The 20,014-nt window shown below is 65.4% G+C and carries 18 protein-coding genes; 5 read left to right on the top strand and 13 right to left on the bottom strand.

Annotated features, from left to right (window positions below; all coding sequences use genetic code 11):
- Positions 1-86: 86 nt before the first annotated feature.
- The 3 genes from D0T21_RS09140 to D0T21_RS09150 are packed head-to-tail and all read right to left on the bottom strand — an operon-like array spanning position 87 to position 2,775.
- The gene (locus D0T21_RS09140; RefSeq protein ID WP_147328059.1) at positions 87-1,271 is read right to left on the bottom strand and encodes a hypothetical protein; all 1,185 of its coding nucleotides are present in this window, start codon (positions 1,269-1,271) and stop codon (positions 87-89) included.
- Positions 1,268-2,191, bottom strand: a complete 924-nt coding sequence (locus D0T21_RS09145; protein ID WP_116991013.1) for an alpha/beta fold hydrolase — start codon at positions 2,189-2,191, stop codon at positions 1,268-1,270. The genes D0T21_RS09140 and D0T21_RS09145 overlap by 4 nt, the downstream gene beginning before the upstream one ends.
- 23 nt (positions 2,192-2,214) lie before the next feature.
- Positions 2,215-2,775 carry a thymidine kinase gene (locus tag D0T21_RS09150; RefSeq protein ID WP_116991014.1) on the bottom strand — a complete coding sequence of 187 codons (561 nt, stop codon included), beginning with the start codon at positions 2,773-2,775 and terminating at the stop codon, positions 2,215-2,217.
- A 218-nt stretch (positions 2,776-2,993) separates the two neighbouring features.
- Between D0T21_RS09150 and D0T21_RS09155 the strand changes: the two genes are divergently transcribed.
- The 3 genes from D0T21_RS09155 to D0T21_RS09165 are packed head-to-tail and all read left to right on the top strand — an operon-like array spanning position 2,994 to position 6,113.
- Positions 2,994-4,361 (top strand): cystathionine beta-synthase, encoded by a 1,368-nt coding sequence (locus D0T21_RS09155; protein ID WP_116991015.1) that lies wholly within the window; start codon positions 2,994-2,996, stop codon positions 4,359-4,361.
- An 11-nt stretch (positions 4,362-4,372) separates the two neighbouring features.
- A complete protein-coding gene (locus D0T21_RS09160; protein ID WP_116991071.1) occupies positions 4,373-5,548 on the top strand; it encodes a PLP-dependent aspartate aminotransferase family protein in 1,176 nt (391 codons plus the stop codon).
- 40 nt (positions 5,549-5,588) lie between these two features.
- Positions 5,589-6,113, top strand: coding sequence for an HNH endonuclease (locus D0T21_RS09165; RefSeq protein WP_116991016.1), 525 nt, complete (start codon positions 5,589-5,591; stop codon positions 6,111-6,113).
- Here D0T21_RS09165 and D0T21_RS09170 read toward each other — a convergent pair.
- Both D0T21_RS09170 and D0T21_RS09175 read right to left on the bottom strand, forming a co-directional pair.
- Positions 6,110-8,317 carry an acylase gene (locus tag D0T21_RS09170; protein WP_116991017.1) on the bottom strand — a complete coding sequence of 736 codons (2,208 nt, stop codon included), beginning with the start codon at positions 8,315-8,317 and terminating at the stop codon, positions 6,110-6,112. The two genes, D0T21_RS09165 and D0T21_RS09170, sit on opposite strands and share 4 nt — an antisense overlap.
- 33 nt (positions 8,318-8,350) lie before the next feature.
- Positions 8,351-9,181 (bottom strand): hypothetical protein, encoded by an 831-nt coding sequence (locus D0T21_RS09175; RefSeq protein ID WP_116991018.1) that lies wholly within the window; start codon positions 9,179-9,181, stop codon positions 8,351-8,353.
- 340 nt (positions 9,182-9,521) lie between these two features.
- On the opposite strand from D0T21_RS09175, the gene D0T21_RS32390 reads away from it, so the two are divergent.
- Entirely contained in the window at positions 9,522-10,190 is a 669-nt protein-coding gene (locus D0T21_RS32390) for a PEP-CTERM sorting domain-containing protein (RefSeq protein WP_229211397.1), read from the top strand.
- Between the two features lie 134 nt (positions 10,191-10,324).
- Positions 10,325-10,615, top strand: a complete 291-nt coding sequence (locus D0T21_RS09185) for a type V toxin-antitoxin system endoribonuclease antitoxin GhoS (protein ID WP_116991019.1) — start codon at positions 10,325-10,327, stop codon at positions 10,613-10,615.
- Between the two features lie 7 nt (positions 10,616-10,622).
- On the opposite strand, the gene D0T21_RS09190 is transcribed toward D0T21_RS09185, so the two are convergent.
- The 8 genes from D0T21_RS09190 to D0T21_RS09225 form a co-directional block, all read right to left on the bottom strand.
- Positions 10,623-11,000 (bottom strand): sensor histidine kinase, encoded by a 378-nt coding sequence (locus D0T21_RS09190; protein ID WP_116994325.1) that lies wholly within the window; start codon positions 10,998-11,000, stop codon positions 10,623-10,625.
- A gap of 6 nt (positions 11,001-11,006) precedes the next feature.
- A complete protein-coding gene (locus D0T21_RS09195; RefSeq protein ID WP_158567987.1) occupies positions 11,007-11,918 on the bottom strand; it encodes a response regulator in 912 nt (303 codons plus the stop codon).
- Entirely contained in the window at positions 11,908-12,516 is a 609-nt protein-coding gene (locus tag D0T21_RS09200; protein ID WP_116991020.1) for a chemotaxis protein CheB, read from the bottom strand. Before D0T21_RS09200 ends, D0T21_RS09195 begins: the two co-directional genes overlap by 11 nt.
- Positions 12,509-13,336 (bottom strand): protein-glutamate O-methyltransferase CheR, encoded by an 828-nt coding sequence (locus tag D0T21_RS09205; protein WP_116994327.1) that lies wholly within the window; start codon positions 13,334-13,336, stop codon positions 12,509-12,511. Before D0T21_RS09205 ends, D0T21_RS09200 begins: the two co-directional genes overlap by 8 nt.
- Before the next feature lie 10 nt (positions 13,337-13,346).
- The gene (locus D0T21_RS09210; RefSeq protein WP_158567988.1) at positions 13,347-17,036 is read right to left on the bottom strand and encodes a response regulator; all 3,690 of its coding nucleotides are present in this window, start codon (positions 17,034-17,036) and stop codon (positions 13,347-13,349) included.
- 228 nt (positions 17,037-17,264) lie between these two features.
- Entirely contained in the window at positions 17,265-18,248 is a 984-nt protein-coding gene (locus tag D0T21_RS09215) for a ribonuclease I (protein WP_116991023.1), read from the bottom strand.
- A gap of 36 nt (positions 18,249-18,284) precedes the next feature.
- A complete protein-coding gene (locus D0T21_RS09220) occupies positions 18,285-18,896 on the bottom strand; it encodes a response regulator transcription factor (protein ID WP_229211398.1) in 612 nt (203 codons plus the stop codon).
- Positions 18,893-20,005, bottom strand: coding sequence for a sensor histidine kinase (locus D0T21_RS09225; RefSeq protein ID WP_229211399.1), 1,113 nt, complete (start codon positions 20,003-20,005; stop codon positions 18,893-18,895). Before D0T21_RS09225 ends, D0T21_RS09220 begins: the two co-directional genes overlap by 4 nt.
- Between the last annotated feature and the right edge of the window lie 9 nt (positions 20,006-20,014).

A 20,014-nucleotide genomic window follows, 5' to 3' on the forward strand; every position in this document is an offset into this window, starting at 1 on the left:
GCAGTACAAAATATGGAAGCGCTTCCACAATAGAATGGAAACGTTACCAAATTTGTACGAAAACTATACCACGATGGTTGTGAAGGTCAATCCCGATGTGCAGGCGTGCGCTGGATGCGGAAGGTGTCACCCTGCGCATCGCTGGCCAGCAAGGTGACCGACAGCTCGCCCGTCGTCACCGTCTGGCCGACCGCCAGCAACGTCTGGAAATGCTGCTCGTCGTTTTCGTCGGGCGGTTGCACGCGAACCGCGCCGTCGTGCGAAGTGAGCCGCGTATCGACGGTGTAGACCAGCAGGCCGGTGCGCGGCAGCTTGCTGTCGTAGCCCTCGGCACGCCGGCTTTCCATCGCCAGCGCAGTGTTCGGGCCGGTTGGCACCAGGGCCAGCTTGGCGCCGCCTGCGCGTTCGACCGGGGTCAGCGTGACGGTGCTGGCGGCGTCGGTGCAGATCACCTGTGCGTCGTCCAACCAGCCCAGTTGCCAGCGCTCCCAGCTCAGGTGTTCCGGCGCCCTGCCCGTCGGATTGCCCATTGCGCTGAACTCGCCGACGTAGGTATGCCACAGCTGCTTGGGCGGACGCGGACCGGCCAGGTCGACCAGCGACATCGCGTGGCCGATTTCGTGCGCAAACCAAGTCCAGCCCAGGGTGGGCAAATCGCTGCCCGAGGTGGCGCCGTTGAGGAACTCCCTGCCCCCGGCCTGCACGCCTTGGCCGGGCGAGGCGGTGAAGGTCGGCCCCCAGTTGATCGCCTGGGTGGCGGGATTGGCGATCACCAGGATGGCGTCGCTGCCGGTGTAGTCGACCGAGGGACCGGCCAGGTCGATCGCTTCCTGCAAATAGGCGCGGTGGTATTCGAACGAGGCGTCGCGGCCGAAATGGTAGTCGGCCGAGGGTTTGCGCATGCGTATCCAGCGCTCGTCGGCGGCCAGCGTCACGTCCAGCTTGCCGTAGGAGACGGCCTTGAAGTACTGCTCCGCGCGCGGCGAGATGATGGACAGGACCTCGCGCGGCGCCACAGTCGCGGGGACGTCGCTGAAGTCGACAAACAGCACGCGGAAGCGCAACTGCCCGGTGGTCTTCAGGCGCAGCGGATTGCGCGGGAATCCGAGGCCGACGTCGCTGCGCAAATGCATTTCCGGCAGGCGGCACGAGGCCAGCGGATCGGCCGTCGCGGTTGCCGTGCTCGCATCGGCCGCGACGGCGGGCGGCGCCAGCGTCGCCAGCATGACCGACAGCGCGCAGGCCACATGATGCAAACGCCGCGCCCTCATGCGCCGCCGCCAGCAACCGCCGCGACGCTGCTGTCGTACGAAAAGCCATGCTGCTGAAGGATGTCCACCAATTCCGCCGGCGTGCTGCCCAGCTTGAGGTTCTCGGCCACCCAGGCGCGCCACGCGGGCGTGATGGCAAGCGGCTCCGGCGCCAGCTCGATGCCGGTGATAATCTGCGCCAACAGCGCGTTGATGCGCTTGGTGTCGATCAGGTGCTGCACCACCGCGTGGCCAGAATACGGAAACGGATACAGCGTGCAATTGCCCATCGCCGCCAGCCTGTGCGCATGCATGGCGTCGAGGTTGACCGACTCGGTGGAATTGGGCTGGTCCGGCTTGGTGCCGAACGCGATATGCAAGCGGGTCTGTCCGCCTGCCCTGTCCCGCCCCAGCGCCGCCAGGTCGTAGTAGCCCGAGGTGGGCCGATTCTGTTCCAGCGCGCGCATCACGGCGATCCAGCGGCGGTCGTGATACAGCAGCGCCTGCCGCACATCGAGGAAGGACAGCGGCCCAAAGGCGATCACCTGCTGCACGTCGAGCAGCAGGCCGAACATGACGGCCGCATACGCGCCCATCGACTGGCCGATGGTGACCACCTTGCTCGGCTTGATCGCGGCGATCAGCGCGCGCAGCGTCTCTACCGTGTCGTCGGGATGTTCGCCCAGGCCGGCAATGGTGCGGTGATACCAGCTGTTGCCGGAATCGCGCACCAGGATCTTGTTGAGATGCCGCCCGCTGGCCTGCTCCAGCTTTTTCAGGCGGCCATAGAAATCGAATTCCGGCCGCGTCTCCCACGACACGAAGCCGAAGGCGATCACCAGGATCTCGCCGGGCACGACGCGGTCGATCAGCACGTCCTCGGTGCTGGTCTTGACGCGCCGGTTATCCAGCGCGGGCACATCAGTGACGCTCAACGACATCGTGATGCTCCCGGTTTTAACGTTTAGTGGCTGTCCGTATAGAAGCAACGTCCGCAAGCCTGGCGGTAGCTCTCGTTGCCGCCGATGCTGATCTGCTCGCCTTCCTTCATGCGCTTGCCGTTCTCGTCGACGCGGATATTCATCGTCGCTTTCTTGCCGCAAGTGCAGATGTTCTTCAACTCTTCAATATCGTCGGCCAGCGCCAGCAGATAGGCCGAGCCGGGGAACGGCTCGCCACGGAAATCCGTGCGCAGGCCGTAGGTGATCACGGGAATGCCGCGCACCTGCGCCAGTTGATGCAGCTGCTGCACCTGCACCGTGCTGAGGAACTGCGCCTCGTCGATCAGCAGGCAGGCGATTTTCTGGTCGATCAGCTCGAGGAAGTTGCTGCCGGCGTCGAACACTTCCGTCTGCCGCTGCGGGCCCAGCCGCGACGTCACCTGGCCCACGCCGTAGCGGTTGTCGATGGCGGCGGTGAACAGGCGCACCTGCTGGCCCTGCTCTTCATAATTGTGCGCCACTTGCAGCATCGCGGTGGACTTGCCTGCGTTCATCGCAGAATAACGGAAATAAAGTTTAGCCACTACTACCCCTTTTTGAAGTGCGGGATTATAAACCGCCGCCTCAGAAAAAGGAGCATACTTGCTTTTCAAGCAGCATAGTGAAACCGGTACTTTTTTTGCATATGCAAACTCGGAAACATTCCTTTCCAGCGCCTACAGAGCGGCCTACCATCCGCCCTTTACAAAAAAGCACGAGCGGACACAATTCGCCCGTGCCCACAGTTCGCAAGGAGAACCGCATGCCCACCCCCGCATTGTTTAAGCTCATCGGCAATACACCGCTGGTCCAGGTCACCCGCCTGGACACCGGCCCCTGCCAGCTGTTCCTCAAACTCGAATCGCAGAATCCCGGCGGCTCGATCAAGGACCGCATCGGCCTGTCCATCATCGAAGCGGCCGAGGCCGACGGCCGCCTGAAACCGGGCGGCACCATCATCGAGGCCACCGCCGGCAACACCGGCCTGGGCCTGGCGCTGGTCGGCCGCCTCAAGGGCTACCGCGTGCTGCTGGTGGTGCCGGACAAGATGTCCACCGAAAAAGTGCTGCACCTGAAAGCGCTGGGCGCCGAAGTGCGCACCACCCGTTCCGACGTCGGCAAGGGCCACCCCGAGTACTACCAGGACTACGCCGCCCGGCTGGCGCGCGAGCTGCCGGGCGCCTTCTTCGCCGACCAGTTCAACAACCCGGCCAATCCGCTGGCGCACGAAACCACCACCGGCCCGGAGATCTGGGACCAGATGGGACACGAGGTGGACGCCATCGTGGTCGGCGTCGGCTCGTCCGGCACCCTGACCGGCCTGACCAACTACTTCCGCAAGGCCGCGCCGCAGGTGGAATTCGTGCTGGCCGATCCCAAGGGCTCGATCCTGACCGAGTACGTCAACACCGGCCACGTGTCCGACACCAGCGGCTCGTGGGCGGTGGAAGGCATAGGCGAAGACTTCATTCCGTCGATCGCCGACCTCAGCGCCGTGCGCAAGGCCTACACCATCAGCGACCAGGAAAGCTTCGACAGCGCCCGCAGCCTGCTGCGCGCCGAAGGCATCCTGGGTGGCTCGTCGACCGGCACCTTGCTGGCCGCCGCGCTCAAGTACTGCCGCGAGCAGACCACGCCCAAGCGCGTGGTCACCTTCGTCTGCGACACCGGCACCCGCTACCTGTCCAAGGTCTACAACGACGGCTGGATGCGCGACCAGGGCCTGCTGCGGCGCGAACCATTGCACGACCTGCGCGACCTGATCGGCCGTCGCTACGACGAGGGCGATGTCGTCAGCGTCTCCCCCGCCGACACCCTGCTGATCGCCTTCAACCGCATGCGCAGCGCCGACCTGGCGCAGCTGCCGGTACTGGAGAGCGGCAAGCTGGTCGGCATCATCGACGAATCGGACCTGCTGCTCAAGGTCGACAACCACGCGGAACAGTTTTCCAGCCTGGTCGGCGCCACCATGACGTCGCGCCTTGAAACGCTGCACCCCAGCGCCAGCGTACAGGCCCTGCGCAGCACGCTCGACCGCGGCCTGACCGCAGTGGTGGCCGACGGCGACGCCTTCTACGGCCTGATTACCCGCTTCGATTTGCTGAACCACCTGAGAAGGACTTTATCTTGAGCGACCAACATCTGAAGAACCACAAAAAAGCCACCCTGGCCACCCGCGTGATCCACGCTGGCCAATCGCCCGACCCGTCGACCGGCGCCATCATGCCGCCGATCTACGCCACCTCCACCTTCGTGCAGGACAGCCCGGGCGTGCACAAGGGCCTGGACTACGGCCGCTCGCACAACCCCACCCGCTGGGCGCTGGAGCGCTGCGTGGCCGACCTGGAAGGCGGCGCGCAGGGCTTCGCCTTCGCCTCCGGCCTGGCAGCGATATCGACGGTGCTGGAACTGGCCGACGCCGGCTCGCACATCATCGCCGGCGACGACATGTACGGCGGCACCTACCGCCTGTTCGAGCGGGTGCGCCGGCGCAGCGCAGGCCATGATTTCACCTACGTCGACCTGACCAACCCGGAAAACCTGCTGGCCGCGATCCGGCCCGAAACCAAAATGGTGTGGGTCGAAACGCCGACCAACCCGATGCTCAAGCTGGCCGACTTGAAGGCGATCGCCAAGATCTGCCGCGAGCGCGGCATCATCGCCGTGGCCGACAACACCTTCGCCAGCCCGCTGGTGCAGCGGCCGCTGGAACATGGCTTCGACATCGTCGTCCATTCGACCACCAAGTACCTGAACGGCCACTCCGACATCATCGGCGGCATCGCCGTGGTGGGCGGCGAGCCGCACCAGAAAGAATGGTGCGAGCAGGTCGGCTTCCTGCAAAACTCGGTGGGCGCGATCGCCGGCCCGTTCGACAGCTTCCTGGCGCTGCGCGGCGTGAAGACGCTGGCGATCCGCATGGAGCGCCACTGCCGCAGCGCGCTGGAACTGGCGCGCTGGCTGGAGCAGCAGCCGGAAGTGCGCAAGGTCTACTACCCCGGCCTGGAATCGCACCCGCAGCACGAACTGGCCAAGCGCCAGATGGACGGCTTCGGCGGCATCATCTCGATCGACCTGAAGACCGACCTGCCGGGCGCGCGCCGCTTCCTGGAAAGCTGCTCGGTGTTCGCGCTGGCCGAAAGCCTGGGCGGTGTCGAAAGCCTGATCGAGCATCCAGCGCTGATGACGCACGCCACCATCCCGCCGGCGACCCGCGCAAAGCTGGGCATCGGCGACGGCCTGATACGGCTGTCGGTGGGAATCGAGGATATAGAGGATTTAAGGGCCGATATTCGCCGTTCGCTCGATGCGATTTAGGTGCTAGTATCCGGGAATTGCGTAATCAGCCCGAGACTTCATGGAATTCCTCTTAATCATCATCGGTGTACTGGCCATCGGCGCCCTTTATTCGGTCGGCGTGGCCAGCGCCAAACCGGTGCCCGGCAGCGACTTTTACAAGGTGTCGAAGGATGGCCGCGTGCTGGCCTCCGGCGGCCCCAAAGTGACGGCGCTGCGGCCCAAGGTCACGCCGGAAGGCTTGATGGTCAAGCTGCGCAACGGCAATCGTACCGGAGAGTTCCTGGTGCACGACCTGGTGGCCGAAGCGCACCTGCCCAATCCATCGGGCTTGAAGTGGGTGCGCCACAAGGACGGCAACCCGCGCAACAACAAGGTTGAGAATCTGGCATGGAGCAAGGAGCCGGTCGTTGAGCCCGTCGCGGCGCCGACGCCGCCTGCGGTTCCGGAGGCGCCGCAGACGCGCTACGCCTCACCTGCGGCGCGGGCCGCAGCGGCAGCCCTGGCCGCGGCCGCTGCAGATGCGGCGGCAAGCTCCGCGCCGGCGAAGACCATCGGCGATAGCCTGCCCGGCGGCGCGCCTTAATTACCTGGGTGGTATTTGCGTTCCAGATGCTTTTCCACGTCCGCCTTGTAGAACAACACGTCCTTGAATTCCCCACGCGCGTACATCGCGGCCTGGTCGCTGAAATGCGGCGAGGCCGGATTGCCGCTCTCCCCGCCCGCCAGGATGCTGCGCGCCTTGATGCGCGGCCCAAACTCCACCGCCGCCACGAAGCTGTTGCCACGCTCGCCGTAGATCTTTTTGGTCTTGGCCTTGGACGTCATGCCATAGGCGGCCAGCGAACCCCAGTTGGCTGACGCGAACGCCACCGGCAAACTGGGCTTGCCGTCGTCGAAAGGCTGGACGATGTCGCCGGTCAGGCGCTGGAAGCGATTGATCTCGCCCCATGGCGTCTGCCACGTACCGAAGTCCGCCGCCAGCTTGGCCGACGCGCGCTCCAATGCCTGCAAGCGCTGCTGCGGCGTGATCGCGGCCTGGATGTAGTCGAGCACCTGCACTTCGCGCACCTTGGCTGCCGGGCCATAGGTGGCCGACAGGTCCTGCGCCCAGAAGATCGCCAGCGACGTCGGCACCGACTCCAGCGAATACCGCATGTCCCAGCCGCGCAGCGCGGCGATCTGCGGCGCCAGGCCGGCCTTGAGTGTATCGCCCTCCGGCAGTTCGCCCCATGCCGCGAACAGCTGCGGCAGCAGCGGCTCGAAGGCCGGCAGCTGCGTGTCGTAGGCGCTGGCGATCAGGCTGTCGAGCGTGAAGTTCTTCTTGTTCTCCAACACCCGCACTGCGTGGATGCCGCGCGGATTCTCCGGATTCATCGACATATAGGCGGGATAGTCGCGCGCCTTGGGGCTGTACGCGCCGGCCGCCGTGTAGGGCCAGTTGTTGGTGTTCTGTATCCAGCCGTTCTTGGGATTGAACAGCGTGATGGTGTCCTTCACCGCGTGCAGGCCTTGCCATTCGGTGGCCGGATCGCTGCCGTCGACCGGATGCTTCCAGTCGAACTTCGGATCGCGCTTGGGGATGAAGTTCCCGTGGAAGTAAGCGATGTTGCCGTCGGCGTCCGCGTAGACGGTGTTGTTGGACGAGTTGGTGCGCAGCTCCATCGCCTTGTAGAAGTCCTGGTAGCTGCGCGCCTTGGTGCGGATATACGATTGCGTCAGCGCCTTCAATGGCTCGTTCATCAGCCGCACGGCGATCCACTTGCCATCCCGGGCGCGCACGATGGGGCCGTGGTGGCTGTAGTAGACCTTGACCACCTTGCTGGCCATGCCGGCCGCCGTCTTGTACGGCAGCGTGATGTCGATCGCCTTCAACGGCCGCTGCTCCTGGCCGTACTGGTAGTAGAACTGGCCGTCCTTCTCGCTGATGGTCTCCAGGTATTCGTCGATGACGTCGCCGCCGCCGGAAGTATGCATCCAGCCCAGGCGGTCGTTGAAGCCCTGGTAGACGAAGAACTGGCCCCAGGTCACGGCGCCGTAGGCGTTCAGCCCCTGCTCGCTGTGCACCTGCACTTCGGGACGGAAGTAGAACGAGGTATGCGGATTAATCAGCAGCAGCGCGTGGCCGTCCTTGCTCAGCGCCGGCGCGATGGCGAAGCCGTTGGAGCCGCCCGGCTCCTTGTCCAGGTCGAAGCCGTCGCCGCGCGCCGACAGCAGTACCGGCGGCGCCAGCGGCAGTTTGGCGCCGTTGGCGTACAGCTCCTGCAACTGTTTCAGGTCCACCGATTCGATGTCGCCGCCGATGCTGCCTTCGCTGAAGCTGAGCGCCATCCACGGCTCGAAGCGGGTGATCAGCGCCGGCTTCACCTCGGGGTGCGTGGCCAGGTAGTAGTTCAAGCCGTCGGCGTAGGCCACCATCAGCTGCTTCAGCCATGCCGGGCTTTTGGCGTACTGCGCCTGCAAGTCCGCCGGATTGATGAACAGCTTCATGCGCAGGTCGCGATACAGCTCGGCCTCGCCCTCGATTTCGGCCAGCCGGCCCATGGCGTTGATGTAATTGAGCTCGACCCGCTTGAAGTCGTCCTCGGCCTGCGCATACATCAGGCCGAACACGGCGTCGGCGTCGGTCTTGCCGTAGACGTGGGGAATGCCCCACTTGTCGCGCAGGATGGTCACGCGCTGGGCCGCCGCCTTCAGGCGCGCGGCCTCCGCCACCGGCTTGGCCGCCGGGGGCGCCGCCACCGCCATATTCATCGCAACACAACACATCAGGGCTAAGCTTGAACGCATCGACAGACTCCGGGCGGTGGGGGGAAGTACAACTTAGCTGGCGTCGACCAGCTCCGAGATGCGCAGTTGCAGCGCGGTGATTTCCGCCCGCAGCGCCGCGTTCTTTTCCTTCAGCGCGGCGTTTTCGGCGCGCAGCTCGTCAACCTCGGTCAGCGGCCGGCCGTACTCGCCGCCGCCCTCCTTCGCTTCCTTGGCGGGACGCGAGGCGGCGCGCAGCTCGCGCACTTCCTTGGCGGCCTTCTGCAATTCCTTCTTGCCGCCGGCGACCGCGGCCACCTGGTCGGCTTCCGGCAGCGAGGCCACGGTGGCGGCGGCGTTGATCGAAATCGTGCCGGAACGGACCGCCTCCACCAGCTCCGGCGTCGCCGTCTTCTGGATCTTTTCGATCTGGCTGATGGTGGCGCTGCTCAGGCGCGCGGCGCGGGCGATGTCCTCGCGCGAGGTCAGCGGCATGGCGGCCGGCTTGGCCTTGGGCGCCTCGCCCTCCGGCGGCGCGATGGCGGCGTCCTCGGCGGCGGCCTGCACGGCCAGCTCGGCCACGCGGGCGGCGACGATCTCCTTCTTGCGCAGCGCCAGCACGCCGCGCTGGTAGTCGGAAATGCTGCGGCGGCCCAGGTTGTTATCGATCATCCACAGCTTGACGTCGTCCAGGTTGCGGAAACTGGTGTTTTCCGTGACCTTGAACGGAATGCCGTGCTGCTGGCAGATCTGGTAGCGGTTGTGGCCATCCACCAACACATCTTCCCACAGCACCAGCGCATCGCGGCAGCCTTCCACCAGGATGCTGCGCTCCAGCGCCGCGTACTCGGCCTCGGTCAGCGGCTCGATGTAGGCGCGCAACACGTCGTTAATTTTGATTTGCATAGTTATCCTCGAATTACCGGCGGGCCGGCGCCTGTGCGCCCGGCCAAATCGCCGTCCCGCATGCTACACCATAGTCGCACGCCGCCAAAGTCCCACGGCAAGATGTCCACTAAGGCAATCTTAAGAAATCTTCACTATTATTCGCCCCAGTCAACCAGCTTTCTCCAGCCATTGACACTAAGCCCCGACAGGTTTGCCGCCTGATCGGGGCTTTTCTTTGCCCTGAGGAAATGGTTTATTAATTAAATGCAATGAAAATTACAATCTGACAACGACATACGCAAAAAACCATGATATCTTTGATGCATCGTAGTAAATTAACATGCACAGGGGAAATATCATGACCGTAAAAAGCACCTTCAAACTTGGCGCACTCGCACTCGCGCTGGCCTTCTGCGGCGCCGCCAACGCGACCGTCGACCTGACCAACCAGTACGCGCTGAGCTCGACGGTGAGCGGTCAGGACGGCCAGTACACCTTCAACTATGCGATCACCAACCTGAACCAGGGTTCGGCCGGCGACCGCATCGGCCTGGACGGCTTCACCATCTACATCCCGACCGCCGCCACCGTCGTCGGTTCGAGCTCGCCAACGTCCTACCTGAACGGCGGCTTCTGGACCACCGGCACCTCGTCGCAGCTGGAACTGAGCCTGGGCGACAGCCCCAACACCAGCCAGAACCTGAGCGCGCCGGCCGGCTACAAGACCTTCACCTGGTGGGGCCAGTACACCGAGTCCGTGTACCAGGTCAACAGCACCGCCAACTTCAGCATCACGCTGAGCGGCGTGTCGGTCGGCCAGAACCAGGTCGGCGTAACCAGCTACTTCGGCGGCGCCACGCCACCGGGCGGCCAGGAATTCGTCGGCAACCGCTACGGCAACTACACCACCTTCACCACCAATATCGCGTCGGCCGTGACCGCCGTGCCGGAACCGGAAACCTATGCGATGCTGCTGGCCGGCCTGGGCATGGTCGGTTTCATGGCACGCCGTCGCCGCCAGGCCTGATCGCCGGCGCAGGCAAAAAAAACCGGCAGCCTGAACGCGCTCAAGATCGCGTTCAGGCTGCCGGTTTTTTTATGCAGGATTGCTTTTGCCCGGGCCTTGTTGCATGATTCAGCTTCCTTAATCAAGGCCTCACTATGATCAACTACATAATTCACGTGTCCTTTGCCGATGCGGCGCCCGATACCATCCTGCGCTTCAGCATCGAATTGTCGAAATACGGCATCGCCGCCGGCGTCAAGGCCGACGACGGCCGCGCCTACCACCTGCCGCCCGGTACCTACACCTACATCGGCAAGGAAACCATCAACGACGTGCGCGACGGCGTGCACCGCCTGGCGGAAACCATCCAGACCGGCGCCTCGGTGCTGGTGACCGAAGTGACGACGCTGTCCTGGAGCGGCCTGAAGGAAGTACCGGTCGCCTGAGTCCCGGCTATGGCGTGACGGCGGGCACGGTCAGGGTGAAGGTGACGCCCTTGCCGCACTCGCTATCGAGCTTGATGTCGCCCTTGAGCACGCCATGGGCCAGGTTGTGGACGATGAACATACCGAGTCCGGAACCGCCCTGCCCCAGCTTGGTGGTATAGAAAGGCTCGAACACCTTGCGGTGCAACTCGGGCGCGATGCCGGCGCCGTCATCCTGATAAATGATCTCGACCTGTTCCTGCATCTGCCGGGCGTCGATCATGATGCCGCCGCCGCCCGCGCCGAAACCGTGACGGATCGAGTTCATGATCAGATTGCTGAAAATCTGTTCCAGATCGCCGGGATAGGCGTCCATCTCGATGCCGGCCGGTATCCGCAGATCCACGCGGGCCTAGGCATGCCGCAACGCCGTGCCCAGCGTGTGCAGGATATCGCCCACCGTGTCGCGCAAGTCGAACACGCGGCGGCGCTGGCTGGTCTGGTCCACCGCCACCTTCTTGAAACTATCGATCAACTCCCCGGCCCGCTGCCCGCTGCGCACCAGGATGACGCTGGCGTTCAGGCACTCGTCCACCGAGGTGAACAGCAGGCTCCTGGTCAGCGTGCCCCCCGCCGCCGACTTCGACAAGTCGCTCAGGCGCTCGCCCAGCGCCGACGCCATCATGACGATATTGCCGATCGGCGTGTTGAGCTCATGCGCCACGCCCGCCACGATGCCGCCCAGCGAAGCCAGCTTTTCCGATTCGACGATCTGGTCCATCGCGCGCCTCAGCTCCTGGGTCCGTTGTTCGACCCGCCCCTCGAGGTCCTCGTTGAGCTGGCGCAGGCGCAATTCGCTCTCCTTCAGCTCGGCCGTGCGTGCGCGCACCATGCCTTCCAGGTTGACCTTGCGGTATTCGATCTCCATGCGTTGGGCGTACAGCTCGCAGAACACCCTGACCTTGCTGCGCAACACCAGCGGTTCAATCGGCTTGATCAGGTAATCGACCGCGCCCGATTCGTAGCCCTTGAACAAATGATGCTTCTCGTTCATGCCGGCCGTGACGAAAATGATCGGCAAGTGGCAGGTCTTGGGATTGGTGCGCAGCAGCGTCGCCGTTTCCAGGCCATTCATGTCGGGCATCTGGACATCGAGCAGGATCAGGGCGAAATCGCACTTCAGGCTTTGGCGCAGGGCTTCGTTGCCGGAGTTGGCGGCCACCAGTTCCAGGTCGAGCCCCATGTCCGACAACAGGGCGGCGAGCGCCGTCAGGTTCTCGGGACGGTCGTCGACCATCAGCACCGGGATCTTGTTAGCGTCCACTGTGTTTTCCTTTTCGCGCATGAGCGCCAGCCAAGGACTGCAACAACGCCCCCAGGCCGGCCAGGGGCACCACATAGTCCGCCTTGACGGCGGCCAGCGCCGCCAGCGGCATGCTCGGGCTGGCGGCGTCGGCCGGGTCCTGGACCACGGCCAGCCCGCCCTTTTGCTTGATCGCCCGTAAGCCCTGGCTGCCGTCGGCGTTTGCGCCAGTCAATATTACCCCGATCAGGGCCGGGCCGAAAGCGCGGGCCGCCGACTCGAACAACACATCGATCGACGGCCGCGCGTAGCTGACGGCCGGGTCCGTGCTCAGCGCCAGCGTGCCGTCGCGCTCCACCATCAGGTGGTAATTGGCCGGCGCCAGGTACACCGTGCCGGCCTCGATGCGCTCGCGCTCCTCGGCCTCCTTGACGCGCAGCGCGCAGCCCTGGCCCAGCACCGTCGCCAGCGAACCGTCCGAGTCGGCCGAAATGTGCTGCACGATCAGCAAGGGCCAGGGCAAATCGGCCGGCAGTGTTCCCAGCAGCAGCTTGAGCGCGCTGACGCCGCCGGCCGACACGCCCAGCACGATGGCCCGGTATGGCGTGCGCCTAGGCATAGGGCTTCCGGTAGATGCTCAGGTGGGCGGCGAAGCGCTCGTATTGCTGGCCCTGCGGACGGCCGTCGAGCCGCTCCTTCATGCCCAGGCACAGGAAACCGCCCGGCTGCAGGCAATGCTCGAACAGGCGCAGGCAGCGGTCCTTGAGCTCGCCCTTGAAATAAATCATGACGTTGCGGCACAACACCAGGTTCATTTCGCCGACGTCGCTGTCGGTGACCAGGTTGTGCTGGGCGAACACCAGATGGTCGCGCAGGCTGGACGCCAGGATGGCATTGTCGTAACAAGCCGTGTAGTAGTCCGCGAACGATGCGGTGCCACCGCTCTGCTGGTAGTTGCGAGTGAACGCTTGCATGGCCTTGAGCGGGTAGATGCCGTCGCGCGCGCGCTTGAGCACGGCCTCGTTGAGGTCGGTCGCGTAAATGCGGTAGCGCCCGGCCAGGCCGGATTCCTGCAGCAGGATCGCCATCGAATAGGCTTCCTCGCCGCTGGCGCAGCCGGCGTGCCAGATCTTGACGAAGGGATAGGTCTGCAGAAAGGGGATCACCTTTTGCCGCAGCGCCAGGAAGAACGCCGGGTCGCGGAACATTTCCGTCACATTCACGGTGATCCCTTGCAGCAGCGTCTCGAAGCAGGCGGGATCGCGCAGCAGCTGGGCCTGGGCCTGGGAAAACGTGGCGTGGCCGGAACCGGCCAGCCACAGCCGCAGCCGGCGCTTGAGCGAGGCCTCCGAGTAGCCGCCGAAGTCGTGGCCATACACCTGGCGCACGCCCTGCAGCAGCAGTCCGATTTCCACATCCTCGATGGCGTCCGGGTCCATGGCTGGGCTCCTAGCGGCTGGTCCAGACCCGCAGCAGCGACATCAGCTTGTCGGTGTCGATCGGCTTGGCCAGGTAATCGCTGGCGCCGGCCTCCAGGCATTTCTGCTCGTCGCCCAGCATCACCTTGGCGGTCATCGCGATGATGGGCAAGGCGCTGAAACGGCGGTCGGCGCGGATCCGGCGCATCGCCTGGTAGCCATCCATCTCCGGCATCATGATATCCATCAGCACCACGCTGATGGCGGGATGCTCATCGAGCCGCCGCAGCGCCTCGATGCCGTTTTCGGCCTCCAGCACCAGCATGCCCTTCTCGGCCAGCAGGCTGGTGAGCGAGAAGATGTTGCGCATATCGTCGTCGACGATCAGCACGGTCTTACCGTCCAGCATGGCCTCCTTGTCGATCGCGGCCCGTATCATGCGTTGCCGTGACGGTTCCATCTTGCTTTCGACCATGTGCAGGAACAGCGTCACCTCGTTCAGCAGGCGCTCCGGACTCTTGGCGCCCTTGATGATGATGCGCTCGGCGTAGCGCTGCAACTGGCGTTCCTGCTCGCGCGTCAGGTCGCGGCCGGAATGGATGATGACGGGGATCCGGCGCGCCTGCTCCATGCCCTGGATATGCTCGAGCAGCTCGAAGCCGGACATGTCGGCCAGTCCCAGGTCGAGCACCATGCAATCGTAGCGGCCGGCCGCCAGCAGCGCCATCGCCTCGCGGCCGCTGGCGGCCACGGTCAGCACCACCTCGCGCTCGCCCAGCAGCGCCTTCAGGCCGGCCGCCTCGGCCGGGTTGTCCTCGACGATCAGCAACTGCTTGAGCGAATGGTCGAGCGCGCTTTCGACCGCGCCCAGCACCTCGTCCATCTGGGCGGCGCTGGCCGGCTTGGTGACCAGGCCGATCGCCCCCATCTCCATGGCGCGCTGGCGCTCCTCCAGGCAGGTGATGAAATGGACCGGAATGTGGCGCGTTTCCGCGCTGTCCTTCAGGCTGCGCATCACGCCCCAGCCGTCTATGCTCGGCAGCATCACGTCCAGCAGGATGGCGCTGGGCAGGTAGTGCCGGGCCAGCGCGATGCCGCCGGCGCCATCGACCGCGACCAGGGCCGCGTAGCCGCGCTGGCGCACGAAGTCCATCAGGATGCCGGCGAAGTTGCGGTCATCCTCGACGATCAGGATGCAGCGCGCCTCCGGCTCCAGCGTGGCGCGGTCGTCGGCCAGCGCCTGGGGCGGCAGCGGCGCGGCGGCGGCCGGCGCGGACAGCGGTGACACGGACGGCGACGGCGCGGACGACGGCGGCGGCACGGCGGCGGGCACGCTCACGGCGGCTTCGGCGGACGCGGCGGCGGGCGCCTCCAGCGGCAGGCACAAGGTGAAGGTACTACCCTGCCCTTCGACACTGTGCAGGCTCAGGCTGCCACCCATCTTGCTCGCCAGCTGCAGCGAAATCGACAGGCCCAGCCCGGTGCCGCCGTACTGGCGGCTGATGCCGCCGTCGGCCTGCTTGAACGCTTCGAAGATCAATTCCTGTTTGCTGGCCGGCACCCCGATGCCGGTGTCGACCACGGCCCAGCACAGCGCCTGCTGTCCCAGCGGGTTGGCGGCCGCGTCGGCCAGCGACACCCGCAAGTCCACCGCGCCGCTGGTGGTGAACTTGATGGCGTTGGCGATCAGGTTCTTCAGGATCTGTCCGGTGCGCTGCACATCGAGCGGCACCTGCGGCGGCACGTCCGGCGCGACGTCGGCGTGGAAGCGCAGCCCCTTCTGCTCGGCCTGCAAATGGAACAGCTCCTGCATCTCCGCGCACAGCTGGGCCGGCTGCACCAGCTCGTAGCTGAATTCCACCTGGCCCGCCTCGACCTTGGACAGGTCGAGGATATCGTTGATCAGGTTGAGCAAGTCCTGGCCGGCGCCATTGATGGTGCTGGCGTACTCGACCTGCTTCGGGCTGAGCGTCTGGCTCTTGTTTTCCTTGAGCAGGCCCGACAGGATCAGCATGCTGTTCAGCGGCGTGCGCAGCTCATGCGACATATTGGCCATGAACTCGCTCTTGTAGGCGCTGACCTTTTGCAGCTCCTCGGCCTTGCGCCACATATCGCGGCTGGCCTGCTCCAGCTCGGCATGCTTGAGGCGCAGCTGTTCGCGCTGGGCTTCCAGCAAGTCGGCGCGTTCGGCCAGCTCCTCATTGGTTTGCTGCAGCTCCTCCTGCTGGACCCGCAACTCCTCGGCCTGCTGCTCGGTCTCGACCAGCAAGCCCTTGGTGCGCTGGCGCGACTGATTAACCTCGAAACCGACCGCCAGGGCCTCGCGCACCGATTCCAGCAAGTCCAGCTCGGCCGTTCGGAAGGCGCGGAAAGCCGCCAACTCGATGGCGCCCACCAGATTGTCGCCGTGCAGCAGCGGCACCAGCATCAGGTGGCCGGGGTCGGCTTGGCCCAGCGCCGAGCCCACCGGCAGATATCCGGCCGGAACATTGTCCACCAACAGAATGCGGCGTTCCCGCAGCGCCTGGCCGAGCAAGCCGTCACCGCTGGCGATGCGCGCGCCCATGTCGACGCCGCCCGGCAGCGCGTAGCCCGCCGCCAGATAGAACTGCTGGCTCTGCTCGTCATGCAGGAAGAAGGCGCCGACGCCGGCGCCGGTGCGCGTGGCCAGGTAGCACAAGACCTGTTCGGCCAGCAAAGCGGTCTCCTGCTCACCCCGCATCAGCGCATTGAGCTCGTTCTGTCCGCTCTTCAGCCAGTCGCGCGCCTGCTCCGCATCGCGGCTGGCGCGCAGCGAAAGGCTCATCTTGCGCATCGCGTGATCCAGCGCCAGCTGGGCTTCCCCTATGCTGAACACGGACTTGAGCAACTGTCCCACCTCGTCATTGGAAATGGCGCGAGGATCGATGTCGGGCAGCCGGGCCAGCGCGATCTCCTGCTCCAGGTTGCCGCCGGCGATGGCCTCGACCGCCTCGACCTTTTCGGCGCTGCCGGCGTTCAGCGCGCTGGCCGCATCCAGCGCCGCCGCCAGCGGCAGCGCGATGCTGCGCTGATAAAACAGCCGGATGAACAGCGCCAGCAACAGCAACATCACCGCCAGCCCGGCCAGCACCTGATAGACGATGGACTGGCCGCTGGCCAGTTGCCGGCTCGAATCGACTTCCAGCACGCCGCGCACATCGCCCAGCTTCCAGTTGGTGCGCGGGCTGCCGGGCAAGCTGTTGTGGCAATTGACGCAGGTCTGGGCCACCATCCGGTCCGCCATCGCCACCCGCACCACGGTCTTGCCGCCGACGGTCTCGACCCGGGTGTAGGTCTTTTCGGGATTGCCCTGCAAAAAGGTCCAGGCATCGTCGCCGAACTGGTCGATGACACGGTCGCGCCGGTTGGGGAAGGGATACGGGCTGTACAGGCGCAGTGCGGTGCCCGACTCCTTGAGCAGCGCGCTCATGTCCAGAATCATGGTGGCCGGCAGGGGCACGGTGTCGGGGCGCCCCAGATGGTCGAACGAGACCCGCAGCTGGCTGTTCGCCATCACCTTGGAGACCACGTTGTCGGTGTAATACTTGCGCAGCAACTGGAACTGCCGCACCGTCTCCTGGCCGGCCACGATGGCTTCCTGTTCCGCGTTGCGCTGGATGACCAGCGGCAGCAGGATCGCCGCGACCAGTGCGCTGAGCATCAACAGCGCGCCGATGGGCACGAACAGTTTCCAAAACATGGAGCGCGACATCAAGGATCTCACGTCGCTATCCTCCCGCCCGGCAGCAGACAAGGCAGCGCCACCATGGCCGCCGCCCATAGCGCCAGCAGGAAGAATTTTTGCCTCAGCAAGAGCCGATTCAGCAAGCCACTCATGTCCCCGCCCCGTCACGGTTATGTCCGATTAATTATAGGGGTATTGACATAGGCCAACGAATAAATTTACGGCAAGTGTGACGGGACGTTGCTAATTCCTGCCGGCCGCCTCGACGTAGACCTCGTCGTCGCAGCCGATCTCGCGCGGGGCTGCTGCGGCGGCGTTGCCGACCAGTTGCGACAGCTCGCCGCCGGTGCTGAAGTCCAGCGGCAGCGCCACCCGGATCTCCTGCAGGTATTTGTGCTGGGTGCACACCAGCGTGATGCTGGCCGCCACCTGGGCGCCGTAGCGCGCCTTGACGCGGTCGAAGAACTCGCCGACGCGGAAGCTCTTGCCCGCATTGTCCAGGACGATCTTGCCCACCTCCGAATCATTCACCACCTTCACCGCCGACACCGCCTTGATGAAATACTCGTCCGGCGGCAGCGCCTGGCACTTGCCGTGCTTGTTCCATTCATAGGCGCCGAAGGTGCGCTCGAAGTAGAAATTGGGCATCCACGGCGCGACTTTATCGATGGTTTCCTTGGTCAGCGCGAACGGCGCGCCGTCGCAGCTGCCGTAGCGGGTGCCGCATTCCTTCTTGTTCGGCCACAGGCCGTGCAGGCTCAGGGTTTTCGCTTGCAACGCGCCGCTGTTCATGGCGTCGCACTCGGGCTTCTTGCCGTTGTAGGGCACATGTTCGCAGAAACCGGGCTGCCAGGTGATCGCCAGCACATAGCTGTCCTGCTTGTTGGCGATGCTGCACGACTCGCCGCCGCCCTGCTCGCCGGACGGCGACTTGACCGCCTGCTCGGCCAGCGCCGGCGTGCCGCAGCTGCGCTGCACCCAGCGCAGCGACGGCTCGGCGCCGGGCACTTCCACCCGCAGCCAGTCGTATTCGACCTTGTTAATCTCGCGCACTGTGTAGGCGCTGCCGGCGGCCACCTTGACCTCGCCCGGGTTGGTGCGCTTGGCGAAGGAGGCAAACGCCTCGCAGGACTGGGTCGCGGTGAATTTGCCGCTGGCCGATTCGCTGGCGCCGGCGTCGAGCGCGGCTACTGCCAGCAGCAACAACGCTGCGAGGTGACGATGCATGGGAACTCCGAAGGTGGGGAAAGTCGCGCTATTCTATTACAGCCAGCCGGCGTCGCGGGCCAGGCGGAACGCTTCGACCCGGTTGCCGGCGTCGAGCTTGCTGATCGCCTCCGACAGGTAGTTGCGCACCGTGCCTTCCGACAGATGGATCTGGCGCGCGATGTCGCCGCTGCTGCGGCCCTCGCCCGCCAGCCGCAGCACCTGCCGTTCGCGCTCGTTGAGCGGGTCTTCCTTGCCGCTCCAGCTCTCCAGCGCCAGCTCCGGCGCGATGGCGCGGCCGCCCGCATGCACGGTGCGGATCGCCGCCGCCAGCGTCTCGGCCGGCGCATCCTTGAGCAGGTAGCCGCGCACGCCGGCGCCCAGCGCGCGGCGCAGATAGCCGCTGCGCGCGAAGGTGGTGACGATCATCACCCGCGTCGGCAGGCTGTGGCCGGCCAGCGCGGCGGCCAGTTCCAGCCCGGTCATCAATGGCATCTCGATATCGGTCAGCACGATGTCCGGCCGCAGCGCCAGGCACAGCGCCAGCGCCTCCTGCCCGTTGGCGGCCTTGCCCACCACATCCAGGTCGCCCTCCAACTTCAACAGCGCCGCCAGCGCGCCCAGCACCAGCGCCTGGTCTTCGGCGATCACCACTTTTATCATCGTCATGCGGCCGCTCCCATCGGCAAACTCAATTCCAGCGCCAGGCCGCGATCGGCGCGCAGCGCCAGCCGTCCGCCCAGCGCCGCCACGCGCTCCTTCATGCCGCTCAGGCCCGAGCCATGCACGATCGCGCCGCCTTCCAGCGCGCGGCCGTTGTCGCGCACCCGCAGCACCACCATGCCCGATTCCAGCGCCATCCGCACCTCGCAGTGGGAGGCGCCGGCGTGGCGCAGGATGTTGGTCACCGCCTCGCGCAGCGCCAGCGACAGCACATTCTCCAGCGCGGCCGGCAACACGCACGGCTGCACCTGCTCGCTGAAGCCGACATTGGCCGCCGCCAGGCTGGCGCGCGCCGTCGCCAGTTCATGCGCGAAGCCGGTCTGGCGGATGCCCGTCACCGCCGACCGCACCTCGCTCAAGGCCTGGCGCGCGGTCTGCTCGATATCGCGGATCTCGCTGCGGCAGGCTTGCGGGTCGCGCTCCAGCAGCTTGCCCGCCAGCTCGGCCTTCAGGGTGATCATCGACAGCGTATGGCCCAGCAGGTCGTGCAGGTCGCGCGAGATGCGTTCGCGCTCGGCGATGCGGGCCATGTGCGCCACCTCCTCCTGCTTGCGCAGCAGCTGGTCGCGCGAGCGCCGCGTGTTCTCCTCCATGATGCTGGCAAATCCGACCGGAGCGCCGATCACCAGCACCGGCACCAGGAAATTGATCTTCAAGCTGACGTAAGGCGTCATCAGGCAAGCGCACAGCAGCACCAGTGCTATGCCCAGGTAGGCGTGGCTGCGGCGCTCGAAGCGCGAGCACATGGCGCTGGCGAAGATGAAGAACGTGCTGGCGCCGGCGTTGTGCGGCGCCCACAGCACGCCCAGCAGCACCACGAACAGCAGCAGCGGCACCACCTGCAGATTGCTGCGCCAGAAGCTGGCGAAATACACGGGGAAGAACGCCAGCACCGTCAGCACCAGCCACACCAGCTCCGCCGGGCTGGGACCGACGTAGGCATACTTCCACACGATGAACAGCAGCGACCATGCCCACATATACGGTCCCTTGCCCATGGCCGGCGGCACCCAGGGCCGGCCCAGCGTGTTCTTCAAACTGTGTAGTATCCCCACGTCCATCCT

This window comes from Duganella sp. BJB476 (assembly GCF_003416895.1).
Lineage (GTDB): Bacteria > Pseudomonadota > Gammaproteobacteria > Burkholderiales > Burkholderiaceae_D > Rugamonas.